This is a genomic window from Streptomyces sp. AB3(2024) (assembly GCF_041862025.1).
Taxonomy (GTDB): Bacteria; Actinomycetota; Actinomycetes; order Streptomycetales; family Streptomycetaceae; genus Streptomyces.
The window spans coordinates 1-17,058 of record NZ_JBGWAB010000154.1 but is presented as its reverse complement, the minus strand read 5'-3'; the positions used below and the strand labels follow the sequence as shown (position 1 = coordinate 17,058).

Here is a 17,058-nt window from a genome sequence, read left to right as displayed (position 1 = left end):
CCTCGATGTGGACCTGTGCGGCGGCGGAGGGTGCGGCTGCGGCTGACCCGGGCACGCGGCCCGCGAGCCGCCGGGCCAGGGCACGCAGGGCCCCGCCGTCCAGGACCCGGTCCGGCACCCGGCCGCCGCCGCGCTCCCCGTGGCCCGGCCCCGCCCCGGGCAGCGGCCCGTACAGGGGGTCCGTCCACTCCCGGGGGATCGCGCGGGCCCCGTAGACCGCCCCGGCCGGCGCCCCGGTCACCGCGGCGACCGTGTCACGACCCGGTCCAGCCGGTCCGTCCGTTCCGCCCCGCGGTCCCCGCCGCTCCGGGCGTTCACGCAGGCTCCCGCGGTCGGCGCCGCCACGGCCGTGCCCCGTGGCCGTTCCCCCGATTCCTGATCCATGCCGCCACTCCACCACGCACGTGGCGCCCCGCATGAGGGCCCCCGCCCGCCGGCCTCCGTGGTGCGCTGCGCCGACCGGCTCAGCGGTGGTGGTGCGTCGCCGGAACGTGGGTACGCTGCTGGACATGACGGTTCACCCCCCGGGTCCGCTGTGGACGGGACGGGCCTCCAACCGCGTCCAGTGGCTGCTCGCCGCGGCCGGCGCGGCGTGTCTCGCGCTCGGCATCGAGCTCGCCGTCGACAACGCCTGGACCTCCGGCATGGTGCCGCTGCTCATGTCGGTGATCGGCTGCCTCGCGGCCGGGCTGCTGATCCTCTACGGCACCCTCGCGTTCGTGCACGTGGCCGTGACCGTCGACTCCGAACGCCTTGACGTGCGCTGCGGCCACATGGGGCTGCCGCGCCGCACGATCCGGCTCTCCGACGTCGTCGCCGCCGAGTTCCTGCCCAGCATCACCCCTCAGCAGTGGGGAGGCTGGGGCTACCGCTGGCGACCGGACAAGGGCACCGCGATCATCGTCCGGCGCGGCGAGGGCATCGAGCTCAGGCTCGGCGACGGCAAGCTCTTCACGGTCACCGTCGATGACGCCGAGAACGCCGTCCGCGTCATCCGCACGCACCTGCGCGCACTCGCTGGCTAGCAGCCCGTCGGCCACCGCATCCGCTTCGCCGCCCGCCCGCCCGCCCGCCCGTACGCCCTGCCGCACCGCGTCCGGTGTCCGGTGTGCGGTGTCTCCTTACCGACCCTTGGGACACGGGGACGTACACTCCGCCAGATGAGCAGCAGTATCACCAGCGCCGCCGGGAGCGGGCCCTCGCAGCCCGCCGGACGAGCCGAAGCGGGTACCGAGAACACGGCCGCACCCGAAGCCGCAGCCGAGGCCGCGGCCGCCGCCGGCCCGTGGAAGCGGAAGGCGGCCTGGCTGCTGCGGGCCGCCCTCGCCGCCGTCGCCGGAGTCCTGCTCTACCTCAGCTTCCCGCCCCGCCCCCTGTGGTGGCTGGCCCCCTTCGCCCTCGCCCTGCTGGCCGGCTGCCTGCGCGGCCGCCGCGCCCGGGCGGGCTTCGGGCTCGGCTTCCTCTTCGGGCTCGGCTACCTGCTGCCGCTGCTCGTCTGGACCGGCGAGGGCGTCGGCCCCGTTCCCTGGCTGGCCCTGGTCGCCCTCGAAGCCCTGCTGATCGGCCTGGCGGGCCTCGGTATCGCCCTCGTCTCCAAGCTCCCCGGCTGGCCGCTGTGGGCGGCCGCCGTCTGGGTCGCGGACGAGGCCCTGCGCGCCCGTGCCCCCTTCGGCGGCTTCTCCTGGGGCCGGCTCGCCTTCGGCCAGGCCGACGGGGTCTTCACCCCGCTCGCCGCCGTCGGCGGCACCCCGCTGCTCTCCTTCGGCGTGGCTTTGTGCGGATTCGGGCTCTACGAGGTGGCCCGCATCGCCCGCCGCCACCCGGGCCGGACCACCGCCGCGCTCGCCGCGGTCGCCGTCGTCGCCCCGATCGGCGCGGCCCTCGCCGCCCGCCCGCTGGTCTCCGACGCCGCCGAGGACGGCACCGCCGTTGCCGCCGTCATCCAGGGCAACGTGCCCCGCGCCGGCTTCGACTTCAACGCCCAGCGCCGCCAGGTCCTGGACAACCACGCGAACCGCACCCTCCAGCTCGCCGAGGACGTCAAGGCCGGCCGGGTCGCCAAGCCGGACTTCGTGGTGTGGCCGGAGAACTCCTCCGACATCGACCCCTTCACCCAGCCCGACGCCTACGCGGTGATCGACCGGGCGGTGAAGGCCATCGGCGTGCCCGTCGCGATCGGCTCCGTACTGGCCCCCGAAACCGGCCCGCTGCGCAACACGATGATCCTGTGGGACCCGGTCAAGGGCCCCACGGCCACCTACGACAAGCGCAAGATCCAGCCCTTCGGCGAGCGGATCCCGATGCGCTCCTTCGTCCGGCTCTTCAGCTCCGACGTGGACCGCGTCCGCCGCGACTTCGGACCCGGCAAGGAGCCCGGCGTCTTCGACATGGGGGGCAGCGGGATCGGCATGGTCACCTGCTACGAGGCCGCCTTCGACGACGCCGTCCGCTCGACCGTCCGGGCCGGCGCCCAGGTCATCGCCGTCCCCAGCAACAACGCCACCTTCGGCCGGACCGAGATGACCTACCAGCAGCTCGCCATGGACCGGATCCGCGCGGTCGAGCACAGCCGCAGCGTCCTCGTCCCCGTCACCAGCGGGGTCAGCGCCGTCATCCGCCCCGACGGCTCGATCGTGTCGCAGACGAAGATGTTCACCGCCGACGCGCTCGTGGCCGAGATCCCGCTGCGTTCCACGCAGACCCCGGCCACCCGCCTGGGCCCGCTGCCGGAGTACGCGCTGGTCCTGGTCGCCGCGGCCGGCCTGGGGACGGTCCTCTTCCGCCGCATTCGCGCCCGCCGGGCCGCATGACGACGGTGACCGGCGAGCGGCCTCGTAAGGTCGGGGCATGACCACTCCCGAATTCATCCGCGCGATCCGGGCGGGCGCCGGACAGCTGCTGCTCCTGCTGCCCGGGGTGACCGCCATCGTCTTCGACGACCGGGGCCGGGTGCTGCTGGGCCGCCGCGCCGACACCGGCCGCTGGTCCGTCGTCGGCGGGATAGCCGAGCCGGGGGAGCAGCCCGCCGACACGGCGGTGCGCGAGGTGTACGAGGAGACGGCCGTGCGGTGCGTGCCGGAGCGGGTCGTGCTCGTCCAGATGCTCGAACCGATCACGTACCCGAACGGTGACGTCTGCCAGTTCCAGGACATCACCTTCCGCTGCCGCGCGACCGGCGGCGAGGCCCGCGCCGCCGACGGGGAGCTGCTGGAGGTCGCCTGGTTCGACCCGGAGGAGCTGCCGCCGCTGGAGCCCTTCGCGCTGGACCGCGTACGCCGCGCACGGCGCGAGGAGCCCACCTGGTTCGAGGCACCTGCGGACCCCGCGGAGCGGTAGCGGCTCAGCCCGCCGAGACGGCCGCCTCGCGGTAGAGCTCCAGGGCCTGGTCGCCCATCACCGCGCTGTAGGAGACCTCCGGGACCGTGCCGCCCCCCTCATAGCCGCCCAGGACACCCGCCAGCGCGCCGTCCACCAGCCAGGGGCTGCCGCTGGTGCCGCCGCTCAGATCGGGGCAGTCGATGCGCCGCTGGGTCTCGGAGAGCAGGCTCGTGGCGTTGGAGCAGCGCAGCGGGGCGTCCAGCGTGCTGGGATATCCGAGGATCGTCACCGTCACGTCGTCGGGCTGCTCGGTGACGACCGGGAATCCGCCGACGACGTCCTCGATCTGCGCCCCGTCCGACGGCGCGACGGTCGCGAAGGCGATGTCGTCGTCGGGGTCCTTGCCGTCCGTCCAGTCCCCGGCCACGTTCACACCGGTCAGCCGCCACACCCCGTACGGAGCCTTCCCGTCCCGGTAGCCCGGGGCGAACACGGTGGTGTCCGGGTGGTCGAGGCAGTGCGCGGCCGTGGCGATCACGTCGCGGTCGGCGCTGTGCACCACGGCGGCGGTGCAGAAGTGCCCGCCGTCGAGGCCGCCCGCGAACAGTGCGCCCACCCGGGTCACCGTCGCGTCGGGCAGGGCCGTGGCGGTCACGCCGAGCGGGGGCACCGCCGCGGCGTTCGGCATGTCCACGCTCAGCAGTGCGGCCATCGCGGTCACCGCGAGCAGGATCCGGGACGCCCGCCGGGCGCGGGGACGGCCGGCCTGTCGGAGGAGGATGCGTTGGATCATGCACCGAGCCTCCCCGGGGAAACTGTGTCCGGAGCCCGGTGATCCGTATGAATCCGCTGTGAATCGCCGACGGGCTCCCCGGACTCCCCGGACGCCGTTGCCGCCCCGCCGGTCTATGGACGCCGCGGTGGGTTTCCGTACCGGCTGTTGTGCACCGCGGAGCGTGATCGCGGGGCCCGCCCGCCCCTAGCCTCGCCGCAGGAGCACGAACGAGGGGCGGTACCCGGTGAACTGGCTCATCCACGACTACCGCGAGAGCGATCTCGCAGCGGTGGTCCATCTGATCGACACCACGGCGGAGCTCGGCCAGGAGTCCGTCTTCTCCCTCGCCGAGTGCATCAGCGCGCTCACCGACCGGCAGCCCTGCGTGGTCGCCGTCCACCAGGGCGTCCCGATCGGCGCGGCCCTGGCCTGCGTGACCGGGGAGCGCGCCTGGGTGATGCGCATCGCGATCGCCTCCGGCTGGCGCGGCCGGGGCCTGGCCAGTGCCCTGCTGGTCGAGCTGGAGCGGCGGCTGATCGCCGCCCGCGTCGGCCGGATCGCCTACGTCCTGCCCGAGGAGGACCTGCTCGGCGAGGGCCTGCTGAACGCGGGCTACACCCGCCAGCCCGCGGTCGCCTACTTCGAGAAGACCGAGCCGCTGCACGGACCGGCCGCCGGGCTCCTCGACGACCTCGGCGGCCGGTTCCTCCAGAGCGACCTGTGGGACCGCGTCGCCGGTATGGAGAAGGAGAAGGACCTCATCGAGCGGCGCGTGGTGCTGCCGCTCGCCGAGCCGGAACGGGCCGCCTCGCACGGGGTGCGGGCCCCGCGGGCCATCACCCTCTTCGGGCCGCCCGGCACCGGGAAGACCACCTTCGCCCGCGCCATCGCCTCCCGCCTGGGCTGGCCCTTCGTGGAACTGCTGCCCTCGCGCCTGGCCGACGAGGGCAACCTGTCGGCCGCGCTGCGCGACGCCTTCGCCCGGATCGCCGAGCTGGAGCGGGTGCTCGTCTTCATCGACGAGGTCGAGGAGATCGCCCCCGTGCGCACCGAGCCCGCGCAGCCCGGCGGGATCCACGGGGTGACCAACGAACTGCTCAAGCTGATACCCGGCTTCCGGGAGGGCGACGAGCGGCTGCTGGTCTGCGCCACCAATTCCATCCGCTCCCTCGACCCGGCCTTCCTGCGGCCGGGCCGCTTCGACTACCTGATCCCGATCGGCACCCCCGACGCCGGGGCGCGCGCCGCGATCTGGTCGCGGTACACGGCGGGCCGCGCGGGCGTGGACGTGGCGGCGCTGGTGGAGGCCAGCGAGCTGTTCACCCCCGCCGACATCGAGCACGCGGCCCGGATCGCGGCGCAGGTGTCCTTCGAACGGGACCTGGAGGCGGCGGTCGCACGGGGTCTGGGGGCCGCCCCGCCCGGGGCGACGACGGCGGACTACCTGGCGGCGGTCGCGCAGTGCCGCCCGACGGTCACCCCGGCGATGACGGGCGAGTTCCAGGCGGACATCGCCGCCCACGCCCGCTTCTGAACTCCGTCCCGCGGAGCCCCGGCTCCCCTGGCGGGCGGAGCCGGAAAGGACCGGGCCCGCACCCCGCCCGGTACGCGAAACGGCCCGCAGCCCCTCCCCAAAGCGGCTGCGGGCCTCCCGCGAGGACTGGGCATCCGTGCGGGACGGTCGCGTTCCGGTTGGAGTGTCCGCCGGCTGGAACGCGACGCGCAGGGGTGCCCGAGGGCGTCCTGTACGCCCTCGCCCACCCCCCGAGTCAACCAGCGGGCCCCCGTCCCCGGCTTCGGCCGGACGGCCACGTCCGACCCGGCCGGAAGGACGGCTCCCGGGCCGCTCCACCCGGCCACCCCGCCACGCACCCGGCCCCCCGCCCCCGCCCGGCGCCTTCCGCCCGTCCGCTACGGGCGGCAGCTGTACGTGAAGTCCACCGCGGCGGAGCGCTCGACGGGCGAGACCAGCCGGAGTTCCGCGCGCGCCGCGTAACGCCCCGTGCCCCGGAAGGTCCACAGCAGGTGCAGCGTGGCCTCCTCGCGCCCGCGTGGCACCCGCTCCGTCAGCTCCTCCGAGCGCGTGCCGTCGCTGCGGACCCAGCGGTAGGTGAGGGTTCCGGGCCGCCCGTCGGTGTGTACGACGGCCACCACATCGGCGGCCCGGTCGCAGCCGGGACCCGCCGGGTCGGTGGTGACCGCCGCGTCCCGGACGGCGACACCGGGCCCGAACCGCTGCCAGCCCAGATACGCCAGCACCAGCGCGAGCACCACGGCGGCGAGGGCGTACCGCCGCCAGCCCCCGCCCCGGCGCCGGACCGGCGCGGGCGCCCCCGGGCGCAGCGGGAACGGCGCCGGCATCGCCGCCGTCACACCCGGCCCGAAGCGCAGCACGGAACCCTCGACCCGGTCGGGGGCGGCGTCCTCGGGAGACGGCGGCCCCGTGATCCAGTGGCTGCCGAGGACGGTGGCGCTGTAGTCGTCGTCGCCGTGCGGGGCGCGGGGATCGCTCATCGTGGGGGCTCCTGGTCCTGGCAGCGCACCAGCGGCTTCGAGTCGTACGCCGGACCGCTCCCGGCGGCCGGCTCGGTGGTGACGCGGACGCCGCCGTAGCAGCCGTACCCGCGCGGGAAGGTGTGGGAGCGGACCACCTGGGTCGTGGAGCCGGCCTTGACGAAGAAGGTGTCGGTGCCGTCGGGCACCGTGTAGGCCCCCTGGGCGGAGCCCAGGTACCACTGCAGGACCACCTTGACGGCCCCCCTCCCCGCGGCGGTCACGGAGACGGCGGCGTCGCCCCGGTAGACACCCGTCTTGAGGGAGACGTCCACGGCGCTCACCCGCAGGGTGGGGGTCGGCGTGGGCGTGGGCGTCGGGGACCAGGACACGGACGGCTTCCCCGTCGGGCTCGGCGTGGGGCTCGGGCTCGTCGAGGGGGAGGCCGTCGGCGTCGGGGACCACGAGGGGCTCGGAGGGGCCGACGGGACCGGGGAGCCGCCGGGGGAGGCGGAGGCGGAGACGGAGCCGGACGGGGACGCGGACGGACCCGGGGCGGGCGGCGCGGACCCCGGCGGGGCCGCGCTCGTGGTGGCGAGGGCGCTCAGCGCCGACGCCCCGGACGGGGCGGCGCCGACGGCGTCGGTGGTCAGCACCAGCGCGGCCCCCAGGACCAGGGCCAGCCCGGCCGCGAACCAGCCGGTGCGCCCCGGGGCCCAGCCGGCGCCCTGCCCGATCGAGGTCGTGGCCACCGCGGTGGTGCCCGCGGCGGCGGTGCCCGCCGAGGGGAACAGCAGCGGCAGCAGGGCGGCCAGCGCGGCGAGCCTGCGCTGCCCGCGCTCCTCCCAGCCCGGCCCGTACGCGGTCAGCGCCAGCTCCTCCAGCTCCGCGACGAAGGCCTCGGCGTTCTCCGGCCGCTGGTCCGGCCGTTTGGCCAGGCCGCGCCGGATCAGCGGACGCACCGGCTCCGGGGCCTCCGTCTCCGGCACCGGCGCCTCGATGTGCTGGACGGCGAGCTCCGCGAGGTTCGTGCCGTCGTACGGCTTGCGCCCGGTCAGGAACTCGAAGAAGGTCGCGGTGGCCGCGTACACGTCGGCGGTCGGCGAGGCGGGTTCGCCCTGCCACTGTTCGGGCGCCATGTAGGCGGGGGTGCCGGCCACGCCCGGGGTGGTGCCGCGGCCCGTCGCGATCCCGAAGTCGACCAGCTTCGAGGAACCGTCCGGGGCGACCAGCACGTTCTCCGGTTTGTAGTCCCGGTGGACGACACCCGCCCGGTGGGCCGCGGCCAGCCCCAGGAGGGAGCCCTTCAGCACGACCAGGGCCGCCTCCGGCTCCGCCCGCCCGGACTCCCTGAGGACCGCGCGCAGGGAGATCCCGTCGACCAGCTCCATCACGATCGCGGCGCCGTCGGGTGCTTCCACGTACTCGTAGAGGCCCACCACGTAGGGGGAGCCGAGACCGCCGAGCAGCCGTGCCTCCGCCCGGAACTCCCGGACGAAGGCCGGGTCCCGGCGCAGCCGCTCCGACAGGTACTTCACCGCGACCGCCGTACCGGTGGCCGTGTGCACCGCGAGCACCACCCGGCCGCTGGCGCCCGCACCGAGCTCGCGGACCTCGCCGTAGCCCGGCACCGTCCAGCCGTTGTCCATCGTCCGCCCCCGTCCGTGGCGTCACCGGCCTCCGAGGGGGCCGGCCGGTCGTCCCCCGACCGGCACCCTCCAGGACACGGTTTCCGCCACGGCCGGTTCCCAACCCCGCCGGGTGTCCGGGACCCGGACACCCGGCGGGGATCAGGCGGCGGCCGAGACCGCGCCGATCATGGTGTGCAACCGGTCGGCGGCGGCCCGTCCGAAGGCCGGGTCGTTGATGTGGGTGTCGTAGTCGTAGAGCCGGGCGGCGCTCCCGAGCAGGCCCGCACGCAGCGTCGAGAACAGGGCCCCGTCCGCGCGGGGGTCGTGGTACGGGCCGCCCGGCGCGCCGAGCGTGGACAGCCCGCGCAGGGGCAGGCAGACCGCCGTCGGCCCCGTCGACGCGCGCAGTTTCGTCGCGACCCGGCGGCCGAGCTCCGCGCACTCGGACTCGGTCGTACGGATCACCGTGATCGAGGGGTTGTGGACACGGATCCTGCGGTAGCGGGCCCGTTCGGGCAGGGTCTCCAGCGGCCCGAACTTCACCATGTCCAGCGCGCCCAGGCTCACCACCTGCGGGATCCCCGCCCGCCCGGCCGCGCTGAGCCGGTCGGGCCCCGCCGTGAGGATGCCGCCGCACAGGTCGTCGGCGAGCTCGCTGAGGGTCAGGTCCAGCACACCCGCGAAGATCCCCTGCCCGGCCAGGGTCTCCAGGGTCCGCCCGCCCGTACCGCTCACTTGGAAGACCAGTACCTCGTAGCCCAGTTCGGTCAGCCGTTCCCGGGCCGCGTCCACACCGGTCGTCGTCACCCCCGCCATGCTCGCCGCGACCAGCGGCCGGGCACCCGCCCCAGGCCGGGCCGGGCGGCGCAGCTCCATGGAGGCGCGCTGGAACGCCCTGGCCATCCCGGCGACCGCCTCCACGGCGTTCGCCAGCACCGGCGCCGAGATGCTGTTGATCCCGGCGATGTCCACCACGCTGTACATCATCGTGATGTCCGCGGACCCGACGTACGGGGCCACGTCCCCGGACGCCATCGAGGAGACCATCACCTTCGGCACGCCGAGCGGCAGCGCCCGCATGGCGCGGGTCGCGATCGAGGTGCCCCCGCTGCCCCCGATCGCGAGCACCCCGTGCAGCCGCCCCTCGGCGTGCAGGCGCAGGAGGGCCGCCTCCGCGCCCCGGGCCATCGTGGCCACGGCCGAGCCGCGGTCGGCGGCGGCCCGCAGGTCGGACAGTTCCGTGCCCGCCGCCCGGGCCACCGCTTCGCGCGGCACGTCCGCGTTCACCCGGGGCTCTCCCATGATCCCCGTGTCGACCAGTACCACCTCGACGCCGGCGCGCAGCAGTCTCTCGCGCAGCCAGCCGTACTCGACACCCTTGGTGTCCAGGGTTCCCACCAGCACGACGCTCGTCATATGTGCAATGTCCACGCAGGTGGGGTTTGCTGGCAAGTAAAGGTCCAGTCAACCCTCCAGTAGCACCAACAGGCGCTCCAGAAACGGGATTTGAGGAACCATCAGCTTGTTTCGCGCCATCGGCGGGGTGAACCAGGCCACCCGGTCCAGCTCCGGGAACTCCTGCTCCCGCCCGGAGTGCGGAGGCCACTCCAGCGTGAACGTACCGGGCACCGTCAGCGCCGGATCGAGGTCCGCCTCGACCGCCCAGATGGTCACCAGCTTCCCGCTGGTCAGCCGCACCTCGCCGAGCGGCAGGTAGTCGCCCTCCGGCGGCGCCAGCCCGAGCTCCTCCGTGAACTCCCGGCGGGCCGCGTCCCGGGGCGCCTCGTCCGGCCCGTACTCGCCCTTGGGGATCGCCCAGCCGCCGGCGTCCCGACCCGCCCACAGCGGACCGCCCATGTGGCCGAGCAGGACCTCCACGCCCCCGCCGCCGGTGCGGCGGAACAACAGCAGGCCGGCGCTGCGCTTGTGCCTCTTCGGCTCCGTCATGGCTTCATGTATGCCCGGCCGGCCGGCCTTCAGTGCGCGTGCGGACCCTCCCGGTGGACCGGGCCGTGCGCGTCCGCACAGTGCGGGTCGCCGCCGCCCGGCTCCTCGCCCGCCCGGCCGACCGACAGCAGCGCCTCCTGGACGTGGTCCACCTGGAGCGTGGTGTGAGTGATCCCGTACTCCTTCTCCAGCAGCCGCTCCAGATCCCGGCGCACCGCGTGACAGTCGCCCTCCGGCTCCACCAGCACGTGCGCGGACAGCGCGGCCTGCCCCGAGGTGATCGTCCAGATGTGCAGGTCGTGCACCTCCGTCACCGGCGGGTGCCCGACGAGACGGTCACCGACCGCGTCCGGGTCCAGGTGCGCCGGGGCCGCCTCCAGGAAGATCCGCCCCGACTCGCGCACCAGCCCGTAGCCCGCCTTCACCATCAGCACCACCACCACGAGCGTGGCGATCGCGTCCGCCTGCACGAAACCGGTCGTGAGCACGATCAGGCCCGCCACGGCCGTCCCGATGAAGGCGAACAGGTCGTTCAGGATGTGCTGGTAGGCGCCCTCCACGGCCAGCGAGGACCGGTTCGCCCGCGAGATGCACCAGGCCGCCGCCACGTTGACGACGATGCCGGCCAGCGCCGTCACCAGCACCAGACCGCCCTCCACCTGCGGCGGGTCGATCAGCCGCCGTACCGCCTCGTACGCCAGCCAGGCCGCCAGCAACAGCAGGGTCAGGCCGTTGGCCTGGGCGGAGAGGATCTCGGCCCGCTTGAGGCCGAACGTGAAACCTCCGCGCGCCGGGCGCGCCGCCAGCCGCATCGCGATCAGCGCGAGGACGATCGAGACGGCATCGGTCAGCATGTGCGCCGCGTCCGAGATCAGGGCCAGGGACTGGGCCATCACACCGATGACCACCTCGACGGCCATGAACCCGCCGATCAGCGCGAGCGCGATCGCCAGCCAGCGGCGGTCCGCGTCCGGGTCGACCCCGTGACCGTGCCCGGCGTGGCCGTGGCCGTGGTCCTGCGCGTGGCCGTGCCCGTGGTCGGGCCCCAGGTCGTGGTCGTGCGCGTGGTCGTGCCCGGTCATGGCGTCCCCCGTTTGTTCGGTTCCGACGCGTGAAGTGAAGCGCACCTCGGCGAGATCGGCAAAGGCTGCAACGGGGACCGTTGTCATTCTCCATAAGACCCCTCTGACCTGCGGTGATGCTGCCCGCGCCGGGATCGGTCGATCGTGGGAAGATCTGTGCATGGTCCAGCGCCCCGGTGCGGACACCGCGCCCGAACTCGTCCTGGAGACCGCCGGGGGCTCGACCGAGATGAGCCCGCCCCGGACCTATCACGTCGGCCGGGACCCCCTCTGCGAGATCTGCCTCGACGACGTCCGCGTCTCCTGGCACCACGCGGTCCTGTGCCCCGACGGGGACCACTGGACCGTCCGGGACGAGGACAGCACCAACGGCACCTGGGCGGACGGCCACCGCATCCACGAATGGAGCATCGGCCCCGGCAGCGAGCTGCGCTTCGGCAGCGCCCTGGACGGCCCGCGCGCCGTCCTCTCCATCCGCACGCCCCCGCCCCCGCCCCCGCCCCTGACCGTCCCGTCCGCCGCCCCCGTCGCCCACCCGGAGCGCACCGGCACCTTCCGCCGGCCCACCACCGTCCGCCCGCTGGCCGCCCGTACCGCCCTGCGCATCGGCCGCGACCCCGCCAACGACCTCGTCGTCGACGACCTCGTCGTCTCCCGCCGGCACGCCGAACTGCGCGCCCTCGCCGACGGCACCTACGAGATCGCCGACCTCGGCAGCCACAACGGCACCTACCTCAACGGCACCCCCGTCGAACGGGCCCGGATCGCCGAGGGGGACATCGTCGGCATCGGCCACTCGGCCTTCTGCCTCGTCGGCGACCAGCTCCAGGAGTACGTCGACAGCGGCGAGGTCTCCCTCGACGTGCAGGACCTCGCCGTCGCCGTCGACCACGGCCGCAAGACGCTCCTCGACGACGTCTCCTTCCCCGTCGGCGGGAAATGCCTGCTCGCCGTCGTCGGACCCAGCGGCGCCGGCAAATCCACCCTGCTCGGCGCCCTGACCGGACTGCGCCCCGCCGACCACGGCACCGTCCTCTACGACGGCCGCGACCTCTACCGCGACTACGCCGAACTGCGCAGCCGCATCGGACTCGTCCCCCAGGACGACATCCTGCACGCCCAGCTCACCGTCCGCCGCGCCCTCACCTACGCCGCCGAACTGCGCTTCCCGCAGGACACCGCCAAGGCCGAACGCCAGGCCCGCGTGGACGAGGTGATCGGCGAACTCGGTCTCGGACAGCGCGCGGACCAGCCCATCCACAGCCTCTCGGGCGGCCAGCGCAAACGGGTCTCCGTCGCCCTGGAACTGCTGACCAAGCCGTCCCTGCTCTTCCTCGACGAACCCACCTCCGGCCTCGACCCCGGCATGGACCGCTCCGTCATGCACATGCTGCGCGGCCTCGCCGACGACGGCCGCACCGTCATCGTCGTCACCCACAGCGTGCTCAGCCTGGACGTGTGCGACCGGCTGCTGGTGCTCGCCCCCGGCGGCCGCGTCGCCTGGTACGGGCCGCCCGGCGAGACCCTCGGCTTCTTCGGCTTCGACCAGTGGCCCGAGGCCTTCGAGGCCTTCGAGAACGAGCGGGACCGCGACTGGGCCGGCCAGTACGCCGCCTCCCCCCAGTACCGCGCCTACGGAGCCGGAGCACCCCGGGGACCCCGCGGAGCCCCGGACGGACAGGCCGGCCAGGGCACGGCGGGCTTCGCCCCCGCGCCGCCCAAGGCGCAGAGCTGGGGTTCCCAGCTCTCCACCCTGGTCCGCCGCTACGCCGCCGCGCTCGGCGCCGACCGCACCTTCCTCGCCATCATGATCGCCCTGCCGTTCGTGATGGGCGCCATGGCCCGCGCCCTGGCCGGCAGCGCCCTCACCCAGGAGACGGCGATCAACGCCCTGCTCATCCTGTGCGTCGGCGGCGTCCTGACCGGAGCCGCCAACGCCGTCCGGGAGCTGGTCAAGGAACGGGTGATCTACCAGCGCGAACGCGCCGTCGGACTGTCGCGGTCCGCCTATCTGATGTCCAAGGTGGTGGTACTGGGCACGATCACCGTGGCCCAGGCCGTCGTCCTGACCCTCGTGGGCCTTTTCGGCGTGCGGCTCGTACCGCCGGGCGCCACCGGGGTGTTCCTGCCGCCGCTCGTCGAGATCACCCTCGCCGTCGCCCTGCTGTCCTTCACCGCGATGACGCTCGGCCTGCTCGTGTCCGCCCTGGTGAAGAAGGAGGAGGTCACCATGCCGCTGCTGGTCCTCCTCGCCATCGTCCAGGTCGTCTTCTGCGGGGCGCTGCTCCAGCTCGACGGAGTACCGGTGATCGAGCAGCTCGCCTGGTTCGTCCCCTCCCGCTGGGCGCTCGGCGCGATGGCCGGCACCATCGACCTCGCCCGGATCGTGCCCGGCCCGCTCACCGACGACCCCCTCTTCGCGCATTCCGCCGGGGTCTGGCTCCTCAACATGGGCATGCTGGTGGCCCTGTCCGTCCTGTTCGGCGTACTGGTCGCGCGGCTGCTGCGGCGGCACGAGCCCGCGATCATGCGGAAGTAGGCCCGGCCGATGACCACCCCGGACGGCCCCGGCGCCGTGTTCCGGCCCACGCACGTGGTCCCGCCCGACGGGCTGCCCGCCTGGGAGGCGCCCGACGCGACCCGGCCGACCACCGCCCTGGACGCCTTCCTCCCCGTACGCCTGCTGTCCCGGAGCGGGGAGTGGGGGGAGGTCCTGTGCGCCAACGGCTGGTCCGCCTGGGTCGACGGCCGGCTGCTGGTGGCCGTACCGCAGCCGCCGCCCACGGCCGGCCGGCCGGCCGCCCCGGCCGAGGACCCCGGGCCGCTGCTCGCCGAGGCTGCCGACGCCCTCGACCGCTACCGGCGGGCCGTCCACGACCTCGCCGCGGACCGGGCGGACACCGGCGTGTTCCGGGAGGCCGTACGGGGCCTGCGGGCCGGGATCGTCATCGACGGGGAGTCCGCGTGGCTCTACGACGCGGCCGAGGAGCGGTGGATGTACGCGGACGGGAGCCGCCTGGCCCCCTACGCGGTCGTCTCGGGACCGGGCGCCCCGCCCGCGCCGCAGCCCCGGGACCCGCAGCCCCGGGACCCGCAGCCCCGGGACTCGCAGCCCCGGGACTCGCAGCCCCGGGACTCCGGCCCCGCCCCGGGGGCCGGCACGGCGGAACCGGCCCACGAGCCCACCAGGGTCGTGGACCGGCCCCCGCCCGAACCGGGCGGGCGCTGATGGGAGCCGCCGACCCGCGGGCCGGGCGGGCGTCCGGATCCGCCGGCAGGCGGATCGCCGGCTACCTGCTGGAGGACGAGATCGGGCGCGGCGGCATGGCCGTCGTCTACCGGGCCCGGGACCTGCGGCTGGACCGCACGGTGGCGCTGAAGGTGCTGGCCCCCGAACTCGCCCGCAACGACACCTTCCGCCGGCGCTTCGCCCACGAGTCCAGGGTGGCGGCGGCCATCGACCACCCGCACATCGTGCCGGTGTTCGAGGCCGGTGAGGCGGACGGGCTGCTGTACATCGCCATGCGGTACGTCCCCGGGCAGGACCTGCGGGCCCTCCTCGACCGCACCGGGCCGCTGTCAGTGGCGGCGGCGGCCCGGATCGCGGGCCAGCTGGCCTCGGCACTCGACGCCGCCCACGCCCACGACCTGGTCCACCGGGACGTCAAACCCGGCAACGTCCTGGTCGCCGAGGGCACCGACGGCGAACACCCCGAGCACGTGTACCTGACCGACTTCGGCCTCACGAAGAAGTCCCTCTCGCTGACCGGGTTCACGACCGTCGGCCAGTTCGTCGGGACCCTGGACTACGTCGCCCCGGAGCAGATCTCCGGGAAGCCGGTGGACGGCCGCTGCGACGTGTACGGGCTGGGCTGCGTGGTCTACGAGATGCTCACCGGGGGCCCGCCGTTCCGCCGCGACGACGACCTCGCCCTGCTCTGGGCCCACCAGTACGACCCGCCGCCCCCAGCGTCCTCGCACCGCCCGGAACTGCCGCCCGCCGTGGACTCCGTACTCGCCAAGGCCCTCGCGAAGGCCCCCGAGGACCGCTGGGGGACCTGTCTGGCCTTCACCACCGCCCTCCGCGCCACGGCCGCCCGCCCACCCGCCGCCCCCGCCTGCCCGCCGCCCCCGCACTGGGCCCTGCCCGTGTTCCGCGGCCCCTCCGGGCGCCCGTAGCACCGCCCCGGCGGCAGGGCGGTCACGGCCTCAGGGTGACGCCGGGGCCTGCGTGCCCCGGCGGCGCCGGACGGGGCGGGACAGGAGGGCGCCGAGGAAGCCCGCCACGGCGCCCCAGAGGAGGGCGAGTCCGGTCGTCCGCCACAGGTGCGGGGTGAGTTCGGCGGTGCCGGCCAGCCCGGCCGCGTCGCCGATGCCCAGGAGGGACAGACCGAACCGGACCTCCACCCGGGCCAGCAGGCACACCGTCAGGGTGGCCAGGGCGAGCGCCACCGCCAGGTGCAGGGCGTGCCGGTGCGGCCGCACGTGCGCGGGGGAGCGTACGGCGGCCAGTACCCCGGTGCCGAGCAGCAGGACGGCCGCCACCGGGACCAGCCACCAGGCCCGCGGGTCGTGCTCCGCGAGCGAGGCCACGTCGACGGTCGACGGCTCGGAGCCGCGCAGGACCCGGTCCAGCACCTGAGGTACCGGCAGGCCGAACGGCCCCTCCACCCGGCCCTGCCACGCGCCGCCGAAGCCCAGGGTGAGGGCCGGCCAGGCCAGGTTGGGCAGGCCGAGCAGGAGCACGGCCAGGGTCCGGGCGGCGTGGCCCCGGGTGGCGGCCGTCACCAGGCCGACGACCAGGCCGAGCCCGACGTACGCGACGAGCAGCACGGCGGTGGCGTGGGCGGCCGGGCGCACCGCCGCGTGGAAGCGGACCAGCGCGGCCGGGAGCGGCGCGCGCCGCGAGACCAGCAGGGTGATCAGCAGCAGGCCCAGGATCCACAGGAGCCCGAAGAGGAGCGTGGCGGGCAGGTCGGCCCGGAAGCCCACCGTCGGCGCGGCGCCGAGCAGCTCGCCGAGGTCCCCGAGCGGTGAGTCGCCGGGGGAGAGCCCGAAGTCCTGGCGGGCCAGGAGGCCGTACAGGGTGAGCAGGAGCAGCCACAGGACGGTCAGCCGGGCGGCCCGCAACGGCAGTTCCCGGGGCGGGACCACCGCCCGGCCCCGCAGCGGACGCAGGAACAGGTAGCCCGTGGTGAGCGCACCGGCCAGGCTGACCGACAGGGGCATCACGGACAGGCTCACGTCAGCCCCGGCCAGCGGGCCCGCCTCGGCGGAGCCCTCGACCGCGCCGCCGGCGGCCATCACCACGACGGCGGCGAGCACCCGGGGGAACGCGCCCCCCGGCAGATCGCCCGCTCCCGCGCAGGCGAGCCCGGCCGCGGCCACCGCGGTCATCACCGCGAAGCCCGCCAAGGCGGCGACGAGCGCGTCGCGCCAGGCCCTGGGGGAGGCGTGCGCGGAGGCCCCGACGGAGGAACGGATCACCCGCTCACCGTGGCACCCCCGGCTTGCGGGCACCACCGGGAGCACGCACACAATGGTCCGCAGGAGTGTACGTATGCGCACGAATCCGTATCGGTAGGAGCTTTCGGCCATTCCGCCGCCCGGGGAGAAGAGCCCGTGACCACGCAGCCCTCCGGCGAACGGCCGCCGCAGCCCCACCAGCCGTCACCGCCGGACGCGTCCTCGTCCGTGCCCCCGTCCGGGCGCCCCACCGGGCCCCCTTCCGGGCCGCTCTCCGGCGGGGCGGCGCAGGGTCCCCCCGGGCCGCCGCCCCCGGCACCCCCCGTTGGGCCGCCCGGTGGACCCC

General features: G+C 75.1%; 14 protein-coding genes and 1 pseudogene. 7 read left to right on the top strand and 8 right to left on the bottom strand.

The features are described from left to right. Positions 1-241, bottom strand: a pseudogene (locus ACEPPI_RS35615) (hypothetical protein); the annotation flags it as partial. A 268-nt stretch (positions 242-509) separates the two neighbouring features. Here ACEPPI_RS35615 and ACEPPI_RS35610 point away from each other — a divergent pair. The 3 genes from ACEPPI_RS35610 (at position 510) to ACEPPI_RS35600 (ending at position 3,336) form a co-directional block, all read left to right on the top strand. Continuing rightward, entirely contained in the window at positions 510-1,025 is a 516-nt protein-coding gene (locus tag ACEPPI_RS35610) for a hypothetical protein (RefSeq protein WP_373919404.1), read from the top strand. 135 nt (positions 1,026-1,160) lie between these two features. Beyond that, complete coding sequence (gene lnt, locus ACEPPI_RS35605; protein WP_373919403.1) at positions 1,161-2,810, top strand: apolipoprotein N-acyltransferase; 1,650 nt, start codon at positions 1,161-1,163, stop codon at positions 2,808-2,810. A 37-nt stretch (positions 2,811-2,847) separates the two neighbouring features. Continuing rightward, positions 2,848-3,336, top strand: a complete 489-nt coding sequence (locus ACEPPI_RS35600; RefSeq protein ID WP_373919402.1) for an NUDIX domain-containing protein — start codon at positions 2,848-2,850, stop codon at positions 3,334-3,336. 4 nt (positions 3,337-3,340) lie between these two features. Here the strand turns inward: ACEPPI_RS35600 and ACEPPI_RS35595 are convergent, their stop codons facing one another. Beyond that, complete coding sequence (locus tag ACEPPI_RS35595) at positions 3,341-4,111, bottom strand: serine protease (protein ID WP_373919401.1); 771 nt, start codon at positions 4,109-4,111, stop codon at positions 3,341-3,343. Between the two features lie 226 nt (positions 4,112-4,337). Here ACEPPI_RS35595 and ACEPPI_RS35590 point away from each other — a divergent pair, with 226 nt between their 5' ends. After that, the gene (locus ACEPPI_RS35590) at positions 4,338-5,627 is read left to right on the top strand and encodes a bifunctional GNAT family N-acetyltransferase/ATP-binding protein (protein ID WP_266837077.1); all 1,290 of its coding nucleotides are present in this window, start codon (positions 4,338-4,340) and stop codon (positions 5,625-5,627) included. A 377-nt stretch (positions 5,628-6,004) separates the two neighbouring features. Here the strand turns inward: ACEPPI_RS35590 and ACEPPI_RS35585 are convergent, their stop codons facing one another. The 5 genes from ACEPPI_RS35585 to ACEPPI_RS35565 all read right to left on the bottom strand — a co-directional run bounded on the left by ACEPPI_RS35585 (position 6,005) and on the right by ACEPPI_RS35565 (position 11,246). Further along, on the bottom strand, positions 6,005-6,607 hold the full coding sequence (locus ACEPPI_RS35585; protein ID WP_373919400.1) for a hypothetical protein: 603 nt from the start codon (positions 6,605-6,607) through the stop codon (positions 6,005-6,007). Next, the gene (locus tag ACEPPI_RS35580) at positions 6,604-8,235 is read right to left on the bottom strand and encodes a serine/threonine-protein kinase (protein WP_373919399.1); all 1,632 of its coding nucleotides are present in this window, start codon (positions 8,233-8,235) and stop codon (positions 6,604-6,606) included. The genes ACEPPI_RS35585 and ACEPPI_RS35580 overlap by 4 nt, the downstream gene beginning before the upstream one ends. 141 nt (positions 8,236-8,376) lie before the next feature. Continuing rightward, positions 8,377-9,633: a Tm-1-like ATP-binding domain-containing protein gene (locus ACEPPI_RS35575; RefSeq protein ID WP_373919398.1), complete on the bottom strand. Its 1,257-nt coding sequence runs from the start codon at positions 9,631-9,633 to the stop codon at positions 8,377-8,379. 48 nt (positions 9,634-9,681) lie between these two features. Continuing rightward, a complete protein-coding gene (locus ACEPPI_RS35570; RefSeq protein WP_373919397.1) occupies positions 9,682-10,164 on the bottom strand; it encodes an NUDIX domain-containing protein in 483 nt (160 codons plus the stop codon). Positions 10,165-10,193: 29 nt separating this feature from the next. After that, entirely contained in the window at positions 10,194-11,246 is a 1,053-nt protein-coding gene (locus ACEPPI_RS35565; RefSeq protein WP_373919396.1) for a cation diffusion facilitator family transporter, read from the bottom strand. 160 nt (positions 11,247-11,406) lie between these two features. Here ACEPPI_RS35565 and ACEPPI_RS35560 point away from each other — a divergent pair, with 160 nt between their 5' ends. From ACEPPI_RS35560 to ACEPPI_RS35550, 3 genes are read left to right on the top strand one after another with little or no spacing between them, the layout of a single operon-like run. After that, complete coding sequence (locus tag ACEPPI_RS35560; RefSeq protein ID WP_373919395.1) at positions 11,407-13,785, top strand: FHA domain-containing protein; 2,379 nt, start codon at positions 11,407-11,409, stop codon at positions 13,783-13,785. 9 nt (positions 13,786-13,794) lie between these two features. Next, positions 13,795-14,475: a hypothetical protein gene (locus tag ACEPPI_RS35555; protein ID WP_373919394.1), complete on the top strand. Its 681-nt coding sequence runs from the start codon at positions 13,795-13,797 to the stop codon at positions 14,473-14,475. Next, positions 14,475-15,425, top strand: coding sequence for a serine/threonine-protein kinase (locus ACEPPI_RS35550; protein ID WP_373919393.1), 951 nt, complete (start codon positions 14,475-14,477; stop codon positions 15,423-15,425). The genes ACEPPI_RS35555 and ACEPPI_RS35550 overlap by 1 nt, the downstream gene beginning before the upstream one ends. Before the next feature lie 30 nt (positions 15,426-15,455). Here the strand turns inward: ACEPPI_RS35550 and ACEPPI_RS35545 are convergent, their stop codons facing one another. Then, complete coding sequence (locus ACEPPI_RS35545; protein WP_373919392.1) at positions 15,456-16,733, bottom strand: streptophobe family protein; 1,278 nt, start codon at positions 16,731-16,733, stop codon at positions 15,456-15,458. Positions 16,734-17,058: the final 325 nt, after the last annotated feature.